This is a genomic window from Chitinophaga sp. NPDC101104, assembly GCF_050277495.1.
Lineage (GTDB): Bacteria > Bacteroidota > Bacteroidia > Chitinophagales > Chitinophagaceae > Chitinophaga.
Genome location: NZ_JBNNSF010000001.1, coordinates 4,077,742 through 4,094,880, shown reverse-complemented (window position 1 = coordinate 4,094,880; position 17,139 = coordinate 4,077,742). Strand labels below are relative to the sequence as shown.

11 protein-coding genes are annotated in these 17,139 nt (G+C 57.2%); 1 reads left to right on the top strand and 10 read right to left on the bottom strand.

What is annotated here, in order from left to right; genetic code table 11:
• Window positions 1–9: 9 nt before the first annotated feature.
• The 3 genes from ACQKLP_RS16500 to ACQKLP_RS16490 are packed head-to-tail and all read right to left on the bottom strand — an operon-like array spanning window position 10 to window position 7,835.
• Window positions 10–3,084 (bottom strand): SusC/RagA family TonB-linked outer membrane protein, encoded by a 3,075-nt coding sequence (locus ACQKLP_RS16500; protein ID WP_427323885.1) that lies wholly within the window; start codon window positions 3,082–3,084, stop codon window positions 10–12.
• Window positions 3,085–3,102: 18 nt separating this feature from the next.
• A complete protein-coding gene (locus ACQKLP_RS16495) occupies window positions 3,103–4,782 on the bottom strand; it encodes a RagB/SusD family nutrient uptake outer membrane protein (RefSeq protein ID WP_427323884.1) in 1,680 nt (559 codons plus the stop codon).
• 11 nt (window positions 4,783–4,793) lie between these two features.
• On the bottom strand, window positions 4,794–7,835 hold the full coding sequence (locus tag ACQKLP_RS16490) for a SusC/RagA family TonB-linked outer membrane protein (RefSeq protein WP_427323883.1): 3,042 nt from the start codon (window positions 7,833–7,835) through the stop codon (window positions 4,794–4,796).
• 488 nt (window positions 7,836–8,323) lie between these two features.
• Between ACQKLP_RS16490 and ACQKLP_RS16485 the strand changes: the two genes are divergently transcribed.
• The gene (locus tag ACQKLP_RS16485) at window positions 8,324–9,214 is read left to right on the top strand and encodes a chromate resistance protein ChrB domain-containing protein (protein WP_427323882.1); all 891 of its coding nucleotides are present in this window, start codon (window positions 8,324–8,326) and stop codon (window positions 9,212–9,214) included.
• Between the two features lie 277 nt (window positions 9,215–9,491).
• On the opposite strand, the gene ACQKLP_RS16480 is transcribed toward ACQKLP_RS16485, so the two are convergent.
• The 7 genes from ACQKLP_RS16480 to ACQKLP_RS16450 are packed head-to-tail and all read right to left on the bottom strand — an operon-like array spanning window position 9,492 to window position 17,061.
• Window positions 9,492–10,001, bottom strand: a complete 510-nt coding sequence (locus ACQKLP_RS16480; RefSeq protein WP_427323881.1) for a ferritin — start codon at window positions 9,999–10,001, stop codon at window positions 9,492–9,494.
• Window positions 10,002–10,057: 56 nt separating this feature from the next.
• Complete coding sequence (gene murI / locus ACQKLP_RS16475; RefSeq protein ID WP_427323880.1) at window positions 10,058–10,885, bottom strand: glutamate racemase; 828 nt, start codon at window positions 10,883–10,885, stop codon at window positions 10,058–10,060.
• Between the two features lie 8 nt (window positions 10,886–10,893).
• On the bottom strand, window positions 10,894–12,312 hold the full coding sequence (locus ACQKLP_RS16470) for a DHA2 family efflux MFS transporter permease subunit (protein WP_427323879.1): 1,419 nt from the start codon (window positions 12,310–12,312) through the stop codon (window positions 10,894–10,896).
• On the bottom strand, window positions 12,302–13,462 hold the full coding sequence (locus ACQKLP_RS16465) for an ABC transporter permease (protein ID WP_427323878.1): 1,161 nt from the start codon (window positions 13,460–13,462) through the stop codon (window positions 12,302–12,304). Before ACQKLP_RS16465 ends, ACQKLP_RS16470 begins: the two co-directional genes overlap by 11 nt.
• Window positions 13,437–14,621, bottom strand: coding sequence for an ABC transporter permease (locus ACQKLP_RS16460; protein WP_427323877.1), 1,185 nt, complete (start codon window positions 14,619–14,621; stop codon window positions 13,437–13,439). Before ACQKLP_RS16460 ends, ACQKLP_RS16465 begins: the two co-directional genes overlap by 26 nt.
• Window positions 14,618–15,607, bottom strand: a complete 990-nt coding sequence (locus ACQKLP_RS16455; RefSeq protein ID WP_427323876.1) for an HlyD family secretion protein — start codon at window positions 15,605–15,607, stop codon at window positions 14,618–14,620. Before ACQKLP_RS16455 ends, ACQKLP_RS16460 begins: the two co-directional genes overlap by 4 nt.
• Window positions 15,604–17,061 (bottom strand): TolC family protein, encoded by a 1,458-nt coding sequence (locus ACQKLP_RS16450; RefSeq protein ID WP_427323874.1) that lies wholly within the window; start codon window positions 17,059–17,061, stop codon window positions 15,604–15,606. Before ACQKLP_RS16450 ends, ACQKLP_RS16455 begins: the two co-directional genes overlap by 4 nt.
• Between the last annotated feature and the right edge of the window lie 78 nt (window positions 17,062–17,139).

Genomic DNA, 17,139 nt, shown 5'->3' with positions numbered 1-17,139 from the left:
TCCGGTGTTTTAAAAGTTAACGTTCAGGCCTACGTTGAATACGCGCTGTGTCGGGTATACCCCGCCTTCGGTCCGCGAGCTCACCTCGGGGTCTAGGTCGTACAGGTTCGGGCCGAGCATCCAGGTGTGCAGGTTGGAACCGTTCACGTACAAGCGCACCTGTTGCAGGTGCAGCGAGCTCACCATCCGGCGGGGCAGCGTATAGCCGATCTCGGCATTGCGCAGCTTGATGTAATCGCCTTTCACGGTCCAGAAGTCGGACGGGTTGCTGAGCGCGTTGCTGATGTTGTCCATCGTGGAAATCCGCGGGAACTTGGCGTTGTCGCGGTTTTCAGGCGTCCACGCGTCCAGGTGCACCTGGCGGAGGTTCCCGAAGAACGGCGTCACCGCTTCGGCGAACTGGCTGAGCACGAAGTTGGTGGCCGACTGGAACGTGATGGAGAAGCTCAGTCCTTTCCAATCCCCGCCCAGGGTCATGGCATATTGCGTGGTGGGCGTGTTGGAATATTTGTTGTAAGCCATGTCGTACGGGTCGATTTTGTTGTCACCGTTCAGGTCTTTGTACTTCAGGTCGCCGGGCTTCGGTTTGGGGCCCACGGGGAGGGGACTTTTCGCGATATCTTCGTCATCATAATAAAACCCTTCCGTCACGTAACCCAGTTCACGGTTGGTAGGCCCGCCGGTCTGGCGGAGCCAGGGATAGGGGGGATTCCCTTCGTCCATGAATTCGATCCGGTTTTTGGCGACGGACATGTTCGCGTTGATGCGATAGTTGAACTTGTTGAGCTTGTTGCTGTAATTGAGGTTCATCTCGAACCCGCGGTTGGAAACCTGCGCGAGGTTGGACGGCGGCAGGCCGATGCCGATGATGGCGCTGAGGCTCTGGCGCGGCAGCAGGATGTCGGTCCTTTTCCTTTTGAAGACTTCGGCGGTGAACGAAAGTTTGTTGCGGAAGAAGTTCATGTCCGTTCCCACGTTCCATTGCAGCTCTTTTTCCCAGCTAACGTTCTCGTTGCCGAGGATGCCTTCGTAAATGCCGGAGAACGCTTTCTGGTTTTCGCCGAAGTTGTAACCGAGGCCTTCCAGGTATACGTGCTCGTAGAGGTATTGATAAGTATTGTCGATATCATCGGTACCGGTCATACCCACAGACCCCCTGATCTTGAACAGGTCCATGAATTTAACGCGGTCTTTGAAGAACGGCTCCTCTGCGATGTTCCAGCCGCCAGACACCGCGGGGAAGAAGCCATATCGGTTGCTGGCCTTGAAGCGGTCCGTCCCGTTATAGGCGCCATTGAACTCGATGAGATATTTTTTGCGGTAATCGTATCCGAGGCGGAACGTATAGCCGCGGAAGTTTTCCGGCAATGCCGCGCCTTCCGTTTCGGAGAACTGGTTCAGCAGCACCAGGGCGTAAACGTGGTGTTTCTGGCCGAAAGTGCTGTCGTAGTTGAGGGACAACTGTGTGTTGAGGCGTTTCTCAACAGTGGCGGAAGTACTGCCGAGGGTATACTTCTCGTCGCGGTAAGTATTGGGCAGCAGCGGGGTGTAGGTTTGTGTTTTGCTGTTGTAGATGAACGACAGGAAGTTGGTCCTTCCCAGGTCGCGGCTGAAGCCCTGGTTGCTGGAATAGCTCACGAGGGCGGAGAGTTTGAGGCCGCTGGCGATGAAGTTCAGTTTCTGGGAGGCGCGGATGTTCACCTGCATATCGTTCTCGAAATCCCGGCGGTAACCGCCTTTCATGAGCCTGCCCACGATGTTGTTCCCCGCGCCGTTACCGGTCACCACGGTTTCGGGCGCAGCGCCGAAAGTACCGTCTGGGTTGTAGATGGGATAGGCCATGGGCGGCAACGCCTTGTAATCGTACAGCTCGAACCAGATCCGGTTACGGTTGGCGCGGCCGCGGGTGTTGGGCTCGTTTTCTTCCCCGAAATACCCCGATACGTCGAGCCCCAGGTCCAGCGAGGGCGTCACCTGGAAGTCGAGGTTGGAGCGGTAGTTATAGCGTTTCAGGTAGTAGTTCGGGTTCACGGAAGAACCGGGCTCGCGGAAATCTTTCAGGATGCCGTTCTGGAACAGGTGGCCTACCGACACGAAGTATTTCATCTTGTCGGAACCGCCGGTGATGCTGAGGTTGTTCTTGGTCTGTGTGGTGGATTTGCGCATGAGCACGTCCCACCAGTCGATGTCCGGATGGCCGTAGGGGTCGCTGCCGGTGCGCCAGGCTTCGAGGTCTTCATCGGTATATTCTTTCGGCAGGCCGTCGCTCACCAGTGCTGCGTTGCGGAGGCGGGCATGGTCGTATGCGCTGAGGAATTCCGGGCGGATGCTGTTGCCCTGGCGGCCGTAGTTGCTCGTGAGGCGGATCTGCGCCTTGCCGCTCTGGCCGCGGATGGTAGTTACCACGATTACGCCGTTGGCGCCCTTGATCCCGTACACGGCGGCGGAAGCCGCATCTTTCAGGATGGTCACGTTGGCCACCTGTTCGGGATCGATGTCGGAAAAGTTACCGGTAAATTCGACGTCGTCCACGATGATGAGCGGCGTGAGGTTCCGGTTGTTGGAAAAGGTGGAAGCGCCGCGGATGAGGAATTCCGCCCCGTCTTTACCGGGCTGGCCGCTACGCTGCATGGCGAGGAAGCCGGGCAGTTTGCCCACGAGGGCGTTCTGCAGGCTGGCGGTGGGCACGCGGCGGATCTCGTCTCCGGTCACGGAGCTGGTAGCTACGGTGTTGCTCAGTTTGGTGGTGCGGCCGTAGCCCACTACCATCACTTCCTCCAGGCCTTTCACGTCTTGCTGCAAGGTGACGTTGATCTCGCTTTTGCCGGTAACGACCACTTCCTGTTGCAGGTATCCCACGAATTTGAATACGAGTGTGTTGGCTTTGCCGCGGACGGTCAGGTTGAAACCGCCTGTTTCGTTGGATACGGTGCCGTTGCCCGGCACGTCTTTTTCGAAGATGACTACCCCGGGAACCGCCCCGTTGGCGTCCCTGACGGTGCCCCTCACGTTTCTGCGCTCTTGCTGGGCCATGGCCGGGACCAGCAGGCAGATCAATATAAGGGTGGAAAATATTTTTTTCATAACGGAGGCTTTATCGGATTACCAAAGGGGATTTTGTACCAGGTTGCGGTTTCTGTATAACTCAGTCTGGGGGATAGGATAGAGGTGCATCCGGTCGTTGAATGCTACTTTTCCTACTGCAACTTTGGTATATGTAACGGTACCGTCGTCTGCGCGAACGATTTGCTGTCCGTGGAGGTCGCCGGTGAACAGTTGCCTGGCGATCATCCATCGGCGGATGTCCCAGAAACGGTGCTCCTCGAAGCATAATTCCACACGGCGCTCGTTGCGGATCAGCGTCAGCAGCTCGTCTTTCGGTACGGAATTCGGTACCGCGGTTTTCATGCCCCCGCGGGAACGGATTTTGTTGAGCGCCGCCACGGCATCGGCCTGGGTGGCATCGTTGGCTTCCGTCAATGCTTCGGCGTAGTTCAGGTACACTTCTGCGAACCGGAACAGGGGGAAGTTGTGCGGCTGCGCGCCCAGCGAGCTGGCAGTCTCGGCGTTGTACATGAACTTCCGGAGGTAATAGCCGGTCTGCGTCTGCGTGATGTTGCCGCCGGGCCTGTCCAGCCCGCCGTCAAACGTTTCCACGGTCCTTTTCAGCCATTTGCTGCCGTTGAAGAAGAACACGAGGTTGAAACGGGCGTCGCGGTTCACGTTGGGCTTATCCGGATCGTACCCGGAAGTGGGATCGGTGATGGGCTTGCCGTTGGTCATGAGGAACGCTTCGGCGAGGTCCTGGGTAGGACTGGTATACCCTCTGTGGCTGAACTTGGTAAAGCCCACGGGCCCGTTGTTCTGTTCCACATCGCTCGTGTTGGCGCGGAGGTAGGAAAGGATGATCTCCTTGCTGTCGCGCGTGATGAAGATGTTGATATATCGGTTATTGGGCTCGATGATGTGCGTGTTCAGATCGATGAGCTCCTTCGCCACGTCTGCGGCTTTCTGCCAGCGGGCTTTTACGGCGCCGGCGGAAACGTCCGTGTAGCCGGTCAGTTCCTTGTTTTGCGTGCCGAGGTTGCCGGCGTTGAAAAGCGGGCTGGCGGCGTAGAGGTGCAGCCTGGCCTGGAGGGCGAGGGCCGCGGTGTTGGTGATGCGGCCGAAATCGCCACCGGCGGCGGGGCCGGTGCGCAGGAGCGGTTTGATGGCGTCCAGTTCACCGGAAACGTAGTTCACGCAGGCTTCGAAGGAGCTGCGGGGCACCTGGAGATCTTCGGCCAGCGTTCCGATCCTTTCACCCATCAAAGGCACACCACCGTAGCGTTTCATCAGTTCGAAGTAGGCATAGGCGCGCAGGAAACGGGCTTCCGCTTTCCAATACCCTTTCACCTCGTTCTCGATCGGCACGCGGTCTACCTTGGCGAGGAACACGTTCACTTTGCGGATAACGGTATAGCGGGAAGTCCATACATCGTCCGGATTGCCGAAGGGATCGATACGGCCGAAGCGGAGGTCTTCGATGGAGCTGCCGCGCATAGACGGTACCGCGTCATCCGTGGCGGCGTCGAGCATGGAGTTGCCGATCCGGTTCCAGCCGTTGGGCATGTTGCCGTAAATATCGTTCAGGAACTGGTCGGCATACGAACCGTTCTTGTCTACCGGGTCGAAGATGAAAGACGAGTCGAGGTTTTCCAGCGGCCCTTCTTCCATGTTCTTATTGCATCCCACTGCGGCGAACAGTGCAAATGCGGGTATGATATAGATGAGTTTTTTCATGATGATGCGCGTTAGAGTTTGATGTTGATACCGGCGTACATGACACGGGATACGGGGTAGTTGCCGTTCAGGTTCTCGGGATCGGTATCCTTGAACTTCGACCAGGTCAGCAGGTTGGTACCGTTCAGGAAGAAGCGGGCGGATGCGAGGCGGAACCGGCGGGCGAAGCGCTCCGGCACATTGTACCCCAGCTCCGCATTCCGCAACCGCAGGTAGGAAGTGTTCCTGATCCAGTAACTGGATGCTTGCGAGTTGTTGAAGTTGGAACCGATGGTGAGGCGGGGATACGTGGCGGAAGCGGCCGTTTCCGGCGTCCAGCGGCCAAGGTGGTGCTCGAAGGCGTTGCCCTTGCCGTTGTCGGCGAACTCGTAAATGGCCACGCTGCTGTAACGGTTCCCCGTGCCCTGGAACAATAGGGAAAGGTCGAGCCCTTTCCAGCCGAAGCCCAGGTTGAGGCCATAGTTCACGCGCGGCTTCTCGGGCGTGATGAGCGACTGGTCGAACTGGTTGATGCGGCCGTCGCCGTTCAGGTCTTTATACCGGATATCGCCGGGCTTGGGGCGGTAACCGTCGATCCAGGTGCCCCGTTCGATCTCATCTTCCGATTGGTACAAACCATCGGCCTGGTAACCGTACAGCATGCCGGTGTAATTGCCGGTGCGCACGAGCCAGGGATAAGGACGGGCCGTTTCGTCGAGATACACGTTGATGCCATGTTGTGCAGACAGTACGCCGGTTGCATAATAGCTCAGCGCGCCGGCCGTTCCGCGGTAGGTAGCGGTGAATTCCATGCCTTTCACGCGTGTCTTGCCCAGGTTCTCCTGCGGGTAGCCGATGCCCAGCAGGGCGGTGGCGGTACCGCGGGTCAGCAGCAGATCGGTGTAGAGATCGTTATAGATGTCGGCGGTAAAGGCAACGCGATTGTCGAGCGCCTCCACATCCAGGCCTACATTGAATTTGCGCGCTTTCTCCCAGGAAATGAACGGGTTGTTGAGTGTGCCTTCCCGGACGCCGGAAACAGCGGAGTGCGATGTGCCGAAGCTGTAGCCGGTGCCGCCTACGTAGTATTGGTTATACACGAAGTAGGATTCCCCGGAGCCGGAAGTCCGGGTGGAGTTGAACGCGTCTCCGGTAAGACCGTAGGTAGCGCGCAGTTTCAGCATATTGAGCCAGGTGGCGGCAGACAGGAAGTTTTCTTTGGCGAGGTTCCATCCGATGCCGAACGCGGGGAAGGTGCCGTAGCGGCGGTCCGGGTGGTAACGGTTGGTGCCGTTGCGGCCTACCACGGCTTCGAACATATATTTCTCCGCGTAATCGTATTGCAGGCGGGCGGCCCCTCCGAGGAAGAACTGCGCCAGTTGCGATCCGAGGATGCGGTTATCGTAATTGAGGCCGAGCATGGCGTTGAAGTGATGCTGCCCGAAACCGCGCGTCCAGCCCAGTTGCGCGTCCGAATTGAAGAAGCGCTCGGTGCTGCTGGATTCGCGGGTGTTGCCCATGTCGGTATCTTCACCGGTTTTGAGATAGGAGGTTTCTCCGGTCGCGGGATCGGTGTACAGCTGGTACACGGCATTCCGCTTGACGCGGACGATATACTCGGCGAAGTTGGTGTAGTACGAACCGCCCACGCGGAACCACATGCCGGGCGTGATATCGCTGAGGTCTGCACGGATGTTCAGTTCTGCGTTCACTTCGCGGGCATACCGGTTGGCATAGCCGCTTCTCATGGTGAGGCCGTAGATGTTTTCGGAGTAGGTGCTGTTGCCGCCCAGGGAACCGTCCGGGTTGAACACCGGGTATGCGTTGCGCGGCGTATTGCGGATCTCCTGCATGATATTGGGGCCGAAGCCGCCCGGCTCGTTATTGTTCTGGATGCGGCCGGAAAGGTTCAGCGAAGCGGAAATGCTGCGGTTGATCTGCACGTCTACGTTGGAACGTACGAGGTAACGCTGCATGTCGGCGTTGGTATTGTATTTATTGATGGCGTCGGTTTTGAAAGGACCGGCCTGGTTGGTGTAGTTCAGGTCTACGAAATAGCGCGCATTGCCGCGGGCGCCCGAAATATTCAGGTCGTACCGCTGCATGAGGGCGTTTTTCTTCAGCACTTCGTTGCGCCAGTCTACGTCCGGGTGGCCGGTAGGATCAGTGCCGTTGCGGTAAAGATCGAGGTCCTCCTGGGAGTAGGTGGCCGGAATGCCGTCGTTGGCCTGTGCTTCGTTATACAGCCTGGCGTAATCGTAGGCGCTGAGCTCCTTGTAGCTTTTGAGCATCTGCGAAGTGCCGACGCCGGCGGTGAAGGAGATGCGCTGGCCGGAAGACCGCTCGCCCTTGCGGGTGGTGATGAGCAGGATGCCGTTGGAGGCGCGCATGCCGTACATGGCGGTGGAAAGCGCGTCTTTAAGCAGGGTGACGGACTCGATCTGTTCCGGGTTGATGTTGGTCATGTTCCGGGCCGGTGCGCCGTCGATCATGATCATGGGAGAGGTACCGCGCATTTCGGGGGAGAAGGATTCGTCTCCCGGGATCCCGGGCACATAACTGAGGTTGAACCCGGCGAGCCTGCCGGCCATCATCCCGTGGAGGCTGGTGGAAAACGTGCGGTTGAGGCTGCGTTGCCCGATCTGGGCGATAGCGGCTACCGATGTGGCTTTCCGTTGCTGTCCGTAAAGGATGTGGTAGAGGGAATCGCTGTCTTGCAGGGAAGGGAGCATCCTGACGCGGAAATTCTCACCTGCGGAAGCGGTGGCTTCTATGGCGCGGAATCCGGGATGGGAGAACACGAGCGTTTCGCCCGGGTCTGCGGAAAGGGAGAAATTCCCGTCGGCGTCCGTGATGGCGTTCCCTGCGCCGGATTTGCGGCGAACGAGCACGCCGGCTACAGGTTTACCGAAGTCGTCGATAACGGAGCCCTTGATGGCGGCCCATCGGGCGCTGGTGCCTGAGGGGGTGCCGGGGCTGTTAGGGACCGCCGATGCGGGGAAGGCCCAGAGGCCGGCAGCCAGGAAGCCTGCGCCGGGTAGCAGCAGCAGCTTTCTAACGTGAAATTTTCTCATCAATAATCAGTTTTGACTGGTGATTGTGATTGCATTGTATAGCTTGTTGGGCCGGAACGCGGTACCGGCGTATATTTCATAGATTCCTGAAAGTGTATTTTACCGGGAAACTCTTCTTCATAACGCTACGTCGGAGATCGTCACAACATGGTATGGAATTCAGCTGTCCTGATGCTTTTTTGACTTTTCAGATAACGTGTAATTTTGGTTGACCCCTTTCAGGATGCAATCGTTTGCACTAAAAAAGTGCAAACGATTGCATTTTAGGCCAAATAATAAAATTTATCCCGGATTCCCAAATTTTTTTTACGGAAAATTAGCTGTGTGGGATTGTGTTCCAAAGACATTAAGTCGCCCAAGCCCTGCATCGTCGCCGCTTCGGGGAAGAATTTCATGGATTAGGAATCGCTTAACAGGGATTCTGCAGGAAAAGTTCCATTTTCTACCCATCAACCATATTCAAATCATATCATAAACCGCGTCTTATTATGAAATGGGTCACCCGATTACATCCGAAGCTGGACCGGATCGCCTGTATCTGGCTCATCCGTAAACTGATCGACCAGCAAGCAGATATTCAATACGTTCCCGAACACCGCGTCATCCCCATTTCCAGGAACGAAGGGGCCATCGCTTTCGACATGTCCGGCTCCGAATACTTCGCCTGGGGAGACCAATGCCTGTTCGATGTATTTCTGCGCAAACACCGCCTTCAAGACCCGGCACTGGCCGTTATGTCGCCCATCATCCGCAGCATGGCCCTCAACAAACCCGACCCCTCGCCGTACGCCGCCGGGTTCCGCGCCGTAGCCGAAGGCCTCGCGATTTCCATCCCTCCGGGCGACGAGCTCACCCGCCAGGGCGTCATTCTCTTCGAAGCCCTCCATGCCTGGGCTTCCCAGCTCCCCGGCATCAGCCAGCCACCCGAATATTCCGAGCACGTGCTCATGGAAGTGTTCCACAAATTCGTCACCCAAAAATATTCCGACCGCGTCCGCAAACCCATGTGGGTACAGGAAATCGCCGCCATCGTGCAAGACCAGATCGATACCAACCTCGCCCTGAGCCTGCCCGAACTGTCGCGCAAGCTCAACGCCAACCCCGAATACCTGTCCAACGAGTTCTCCCGCGATTTCGAAGACATGACCTTCGGCGAATACATCCGCAAAAAACGGATCGAAAAAGCACTCGAGCTCATGGAAGAAGAAAAATACTCGCTCACGGAAATCGCCTATATGACGGGCTTCTCCGACCAAACGCACTTCTCCCGCATCTTCAACCGCCACTTCGGAAAAACACCTACCGGCCACCTCAAAACCATCCGCGCCCAGAAGAACCGGGAAGTCGCCGAAACCGTTGAAGAAGAGGAAGAAGGTTAAGGAAACGTTTGCATGGAAAATGGGATATTCCGTGGAGCTTCGCATCGGGCCTGCGTTTCAGCTTGTCCACTTTCCGGGCGCCACCGTCCGCAGTTATATTTCGTCTTGCATCTAAAATGAACGCTAACCGCGAATCGTTAGCAAAAATGATCCCGGAGAGCTTCTAAACCGGGTAGAACAGCGAAACCACGCGTCTGCGTGGTTTTTCAATTTCCCCCTTACATAAAAAGGGGCCGGTCGCATTGCCGGCCCCAACATGATTTTATGTGCTCCCTTATCAGCCCTTGGAAATCTGGGCGCGATAGTTCATAATGTCGCGGTCGAACAGGTAGAGGCCGCTCTTATCTTCACCGATAAGCTCCAGCTTATCGTTCAGCGTACGCGCGAGGCGCTCTTCTTCGATCTGTTCGGAAACATACCATTGCAGAAAGTTATGGGTGGCATAGTCTTTTTCCTGCAGCGCCTGGTGCACCAGGTCGTTGATGCTTTCAGACACCTTGATCTCGTGGGACAGGAATTCTTCGAACGCCCGCTTGAGCGACAGGAAGGTAATGATGGGCTGCTTCAGCTCGGGCACCACACCGAACCCGCCACGCTCGTTCACGAACTTGAGGAGCTTCAGCATATGCACCCTTTCCTCGTCGGACTGCTGGTAGAAAAAGTCGGCCACACCCTGGAGCCCCGGCTGGATATCTGCCCAGGAAGCCATCGCCAGATACGCCTGCGATGACGCCGCTTCCAGCGCCACTTGTTTGTTCAGGGCTTCCTGAATGGTTTTACTTAGCATAGTGAAGTGAATTTAGATGAAAAGTACTGATTCCAATGTACGGAATTTTTACAACCCTACAATGCGAGATGACGGCTCTCTACCGGCTGCTCGAAAAAAATGCCGGCGGCGCGGTCGAACGTCTGCGTATCGTCTGTCGTATAAAACACGCGCGTCCCTCCCGTACTGCATTTCTCCCGGATTTCAGGGTGCCGCTCCAGGTAGTCGGCCAGGCTCGCCGCAGCGATGGTACCCTGGGAAAGCAGGGTCACGTCGTGCGGGAGGTACTTCCTGATCTTGTCGGCCAGCAGCGGGTAATGGGTGCATCCCAGCACGATGGTATCGATGTCTTCCGATTGCACCATGAGCTGCCGGATGTATTTTTTGATGAAGAAATCGGCCCCTTCGCTTTCGTACTCCGCATTTTCCACCAGCGGCACCCACATGGGGCAGGCCTGCTGGAACACGGTGATATCGGGGAAGAATTTCTCGATCTCGATGGGATAGCTTTGGGAATTGACGGTGCCTGCCGTCCCGAAGATCCCCACGCTGCGGCTTTTGGAATAATCGCCCACGATCTCGGTGGTAGGCCGGATAATGCCCAGCACGCGGCGCTCCGGGTCGATCTTCGGCAGATCGTTCTGCTGGATGGTGCGCAACGCCTTGGCAGACGCGGTATTGCAGGCCAGCACCACCAGGTGGCATCCCATCCGGAACAGGTGCTGCACGCATTCGAGGGTATAATGGTAAACGGTTTCATAAGACCGGCCGCCGTAGGGCGCCCGCCCATTGTCGCCCAGGTAGATGTAATCGTATTCCGGCAATGATTTGACGATCTCCTTCAGAACGGTCAATCCTCCATATCCCGAATCAAAAACGCCGATGGGCCCTGGTTTTTTCTGCATGCGCCAATTTACGGAATTTTTGCCGTTGCAGCCTGTGGATGATGCTGCGCCCGGCGGTTGGAAATGAAAAGCGCGGGAATGATGGCTACTATCAGCAAAGCAGCCGATACGCTGAAACTGTATTGCAACGCCAGGTGCTCGGCCGCAGGCTCAGTATATCCCCGGCCCAGGAAGTGATCGCCGGCCTGCTGGTGCACGACAGACAAGACCGCCACGCCGATGGCCCCCGATACCTGCAGCACCAGGTTGTTCAGCGAAGAAGCCTGGGTGATGAGGGGGCGCGGCACCGCGTTCACCGTGGCCACTGTCACGGGTGTCATCAGGCAGCCCAGCCCCATCCCGCGGATGAGCATCGTGATCACGATGAACGTTACGCTGCTGCCCACGTCCATCCGGCCGAAAAGCACCATCGTCAGCGACAAAAGCAATAATCCTGTAATAGCGATGCCCCGTGGGCTGTGATGGTCTACCCAATTACCGGCCAGTGGCATCATCGCCGCCAGCGTGAGGGAAGCGGGGAGGAGCAGCAGCCCGGCGTTCATTTCGGAAAAATGCATATGCCGCTGCAGCAGGAACGGCAACAGGAACACCCCGCCGAAAAGCGCCGCCGATCGCACGCCGGTCACCATCAATGCGGAAACGAACGTCCAGTTGCGGAAAATACGGATGTCGTAAATCCCGTCCCGCCGGCCCCTTTCCCACAAAATGAAAAACACCAGTGCCAGCACCGCCACGGCGAAATACAAAACGAACCCGTATACCGTGGCGCTATCCTTTTCCAGCCGCGAAATCCCCAGCTGCAGCGTCACGAGGAACGTGGTCAGCAACAGGAATCCCGGCGTGTCGAACCGCTGCTTCACCTTTTCCTGTTGCCGCATGAAACCGAGGTATACATAACACATTACGAGGGTGAGGATGCCGATGGGCACGTTGATCCAGAAGATGGACGGCCAGCCCAGGTGCTCCGTGAGCACGCCGCCCAGCGTAGGCCCGAGCGCCGGCCCGATCACGACGCCGAATCCCCACCAGCCCATCATCTTCCCCCTTATTTCCGGCGGGAAAATATACGTCAGCATGGCCAGCACCGTAGGCTGCAGGGCGCCGCCGCCAATGGCCTGTATCACACGGCTCACCACCAGGCCTTCCAGCGAATGCGATAAACTGCACAGCAACGACCCGATCGTGAAAATACCCAGGCTGGCCACATATAAATTAAAGAACCCGATGCGGTTCTTCAACCAGTTGGTCAGCGGCATGAACACGGAAAAAGCCATCATGTAGGCCGTTACCACCCACTGCACTTCGTCCATCCGGCTGCCGAACTGCTCCTGCATGATGGGCAGGGAGATGTTCACGATGGAACTGTCCAGCGAAGCCATGATGGTGCCCAGCATGAGGGTAACGAGTATGCCGGCCTTAGACCGCATGGGCTACGGCGTTGGGTTTATAGAGGGAACGCATCTTCCACAGGCAGATAGCGGCATAAAAGCACCACAGCCCCAGGAGATGGTACAGGTCGGGCAGCCTGTCGGTAATATGCGCGCCCTGTTGCACAACGCCCTGGTACAATCCTAAAAACGGCGTGATGGGCAACAGGTACGATACGGCTTTGACGAACGGCGGCATTTCCGACAGCGGCCAGCTATACCCGGTAATGAGGAAGATGGGATAGGTCGAAAACACCATGAGCTGCGTGGCCAGCAATTGCGATTTGAAGAGCAGGCCGGTGAAAATGCCCATGGGGATGAGCGACAGCAGGAAGATCATCGTGATGACGGCCAGTTCCCAGCCGCTGCCGAGGATCTCCAGCTCCAGCACACGAAAGTTGACGGTAAGGAAGAAGTAAGCATAGGCGCAGAACAGCAGGAAGTAAAACAGCCCCTTTCCCCACAGCGCCACGGAAGCGTTGCCGCCGGCCATCTGCATCCATTCGGAAATGGAACCGCGCTGCCTTTCGGCCGCGGAACCGCCGGCCAGCCCGATGAGCAGGGTTTGCTGCAATATCATGGCGATCAAACCCGGCAGCAGGAACGTGCCGTAATCCGACCGGCTGTTGAACATGGGCCTGTAGTCGACGTTGACCGGCATCACTTCCTGCATGCTCATCTCCGTGTTCATGCCCTTTTTCTGCAGGTATTGCAACCGCACGCCCGCGCCCACCGTAAGCCCGATCTGCGTAATGGCGCCCGCCACTTCGCTGGAAGGGAGGAAGCGCGCGGCATTCACGGCCAGGACCATATCCGCCTGCTGGAGCGACAGCACCTTTTGTTCCATGCCTTTTTCGATGTATAAAAATCCCTGTGTATGGCCCTGGTACATGCTTTCCTTCGCGCCTTCCAGCGTGGTGCGGAGGGCAACGTCCACCATCTGCGAATTGTCGATCTGCGTGATGAGCGTTTGCGAAAGGCCCGTACGGTCTTCGTCCACCACGGCGATGGGCACTTCTTCTTCGGCTTTGTACTGGTAAATACTGCCGTAGAAAAATACGTACACCAGCGGCGCGAGCAGCAGCGTCAGCACGAGGCTATGGTCTGCCGCAATTCTTTTCACTTCACGAAGCAGTAACCGGAGCAGCATGCGTTTGCGTTTTATCCAGCCGTTTCTGGAGGAAGAACACGGCGATGAAGAATGTAAAACCTATGAACAGCAGGAGCCGCAACGCTTCCGGACCGGCGTACCGCAGCGGCAGCTCCATGAAATACAGTTTGAAGAACGCGTCCAGGAAAGGCGTGTAGGGCATGATGGCGGCGTAATACTGGTCGTACCACGGCATGCCCCATCTCGGAAAGGTAAACCCGCTGAACACAAAGGCCGGCGAGGTGTAGAATATCCCGAAATCCAGCGCCAGCATCACATCCAGCATGATGACGGAAACCATCGCGCCGATCCCGATACAGGCCAGCGACATGAGATTGAACATCACGAAAAGGCTCCACCACGTACCGGCATGATACATCGAAAAGATGGGAAAAATGATCCCGAACACCAGCGCGAAATTGATCCACGACGCGGTGAGGTGCGCCAGCGCCTTTCCCGTGAAAACCACGCCGGCATTGCCTTTTCCTATTTCAGCCAGTTCCTGTTCCGTCCCTTCTTCCCATTCCTTGTTGAAAATGAGCACCGTCACCATAATGATCATCATCATCATGGCCACGGTCACCAGTCCGGGAACGAGGTAGTTTTGATAGTTGTAAGTTGGGTTGTATAAGGTGAATAGTTGCAGTTTGACGGGCATGATGAGGGCCATGGCCTTTCCTTCCGTCATTCCGGTCTTCATGAATTTCTGCAGGTTGACGCCCGACCCCGCCGTGATGATGACCGCGGCGGCATCCTTGTACACGAGCTTGCTGGGGATGAGGGCCGACGCATTTGTGTACACGGCCACTTTCACGGGGTGGCGGCTTTTGATGTCTTTCTCCATGTTCTTCGGAAAATGTACCGCGCCGATGATCTTCTTTTCCTGCATCAGCTGCCGCAATTCGGTTTCGCTGGAAACGGAAGCGGTGATGTGGATGCTGGCCGTTTGTTCGAGCAGGAAAGTGATCTGGCGGGACACGGCCGACCGGTCGTCGTCCCAAATAGCCACGGGCAGGTCTTCCGCCTGTTGCTTGTCGAAAATGAAGGCGTAGAAGAAGAACAGGAACGCAGGCAGAACGAGGAGAACGATGTAATGGTCTTTCCGCGTGAGGATGCGTTTCCATTCCCGGAGTGCTATCTGTGCGGTGGCGCGGATCATGGCGTGAGGAGCGAGGCTGTCATACCCGGCCGCAGGCCCTGTATGGTGTTGACGGTAACGGGTTTCATCTCGATGGTGAATGTCCGTAGTTCGAACGCGCCTTTTTCCTTGGTCGGCACCCAATTGGCGAACTCGAGGGAAGGCGCCACGGCAGACACCTGCACGTCGAACGTTTCCGGGTCGCAGCCGGGCACTTTCACCCTGACTTTGGCGCCGAGCGGGTAGGCCGCGGCCTTGTCCTGCCGGATGTTGAACCGGATGAAATACGACATATTCTTCTGAAGCGTCATCATGGGGTAGCCGATGCTCACGATCTCGCCCTGGTGGATAACCAGGTTGGAAATGATGCCGTCGGCCGGCGCATGGATGCGGGTATTGTCGGTCAGTGCTTTCGTCAGTTCATAACCCTGTTCCGCCTGTTTGAGAATGGCGGTGGCGGTCTGGATGATCTCCGGCTGGGTGCCTTTTTCCAGCATCTGCTGGTTCAGCCGGGCGATCTCCATTTCTTTCTTGGCCGCCTGGAACCGGAAATGGATCACGTCGCGCTCGGTGCCGGAAACCACGCTGTCGTTGTAGAGCCGTTCCATCCGTTCGTAGGTTTTGCGGGCCAGGTCGTATTGTTCCTGCGCGATCTTGTACAGATTGCCGGCGTTGGTGATGATCTCCGGCCGGGCGCCTTTTTCCAGGAGCTTCACCTGCGACTGCGCCGCTTCAATGGCCGCTTCGGCCTGGTTGCGGATGGCGTTGATCTCGGTGGTGCGCAGCACGCCGAGGAGCTGGCCTTCCCGCACGGTATCCCCCTGTTCCACGAAAAGCGAATCCAGCCGGCCGGGGAATTCCGCGGCAACGTCAACATACTTCGCGTCTACCATGCCGAGGAATTGATCGCCGGCCGCGGGCGACTGGCGGACGAGGAACAGTACGGCGATCAGGAGGATGATCACGGGTATGAGGAGGGCCCAGTATTGCGTGATGAATTTTTTCATTGTATCAAAGCGGAGATTTGTTGAGGCGTTCCAAGAATGTTATAATATTCGGCGGCTGCGAGCATGTAGCCGAAAAGTGCGGTGTAATAGGCTTTCCCGAGCTCTTCTTCCACGAGCAGGGCTTCGTTCACGTCTTTGACGGAGGAAAGCTGTTCGGCCAGGCGCTCCTGGACCTGTGTGGTGGTGAGTTGCGCCTGGTCGCGGGCCTGGAGGAGGCTTTGGAGGTCGCGCTCCAGCACGGTGACTTTATTGCGGACTACCGTGGCGGCGGCTTCCAGCAGGGCCTGGGTGTTCTCCGACGCGATTTTGGCTTCTTCCACGAGTTGCCGGGTGGCTTTCACGCGTTTCTCGCGGGAGAACCCGCTGAAGAGGTTCCACTGCATTTCCACGCCCACGAGCCATGGCGGCGTGGTTACGGGGAGGTCGCGCTGATAGAGGTTCAGGCTGGCGATGCCGAAGATATTGGGGAGTTGCAGCGATTTACTGGCTTTGACGGTGGTTTCGGCGAGGGCGGTTTTGGTGTCTACGGCTTTCCAAGCCGGGTTGCCGCGCCAGAAGCCCGGCGGCGGCGCCGGGTCGGGGAGGCGTTGGTAGCGGAGGGTGTCGGTGACGATGAGGACCGTATCCTGCGGCAATTGCATCAAGCGTTTCAGTTCCACCATGCCATTGATCTTTTCCAGTTCCAGGTTGTGCATACGGCTGCGGGCGTACGTCAGTGCCACGGTGGCCCAGTTGCGCTGGTAGGGCGGGATGATCTCGTTTTTTACCAGCGAAATGGCGTACCGTTCGTTGCGCTCCATGGCGGCCACGATGCGTTCCTGCGAAGCCATCATGCCGTTGACCCAGAGAATTTTGAGGTAAGCCGCGGCCAGCGCGAAGTCCATTTGTTTTTCCACCAGTTCCAGGTTCACGATCCCGGCGTCGTACTGTGCTTTGGCGATGTTGCGGGCAGTGGCGAGCTTGCCGCCGAGGTAAATGGGTTGGCGCAACGCGAGCGCAGCCACGAAATAGCTTTGTTTGGCCAGGGCTGGGTTGTAGTCGGGGTAAACGGCGCTGATGATATTTTCGGACGATTTGAAGATGACGTCCTGCACATTTTGCGGCAGATCGTTGCCCGTGATCTCTTTGAAGACCGTATTGGCGGCGTTGACGCTTTGGCGAGAGGAGCCTTCCACGATCCCGCCTTTTACCTGCTGAAGATTGATTTCCAGTGGTTTGCTGAGATAATTATACCCCGCCAGCAGGTCTACTTTCGGGAAATAGGTGGCCTGTTCGGCTTCCAGTTGATATTGCCGGGCATTCAGCGAGCGGCGGGCCTGCTCCACGGCCAGGTTTTTATGCCGGGCGATGCGGAAACAGTCTTCCAGCTTCAGTTCGCCCGATTGGGCGAAAACCGCGGCAGGGCCGGATAGCAGGCATAGGACGGTGGTGATGAGTCGGGCTGATGGATTCATATTCTCCATTTTAACAGGAAGCCGCCTTCATTTGTTCGTGCCATTCACATATTTATGTGGTTGTTTCCCCTATGAAAC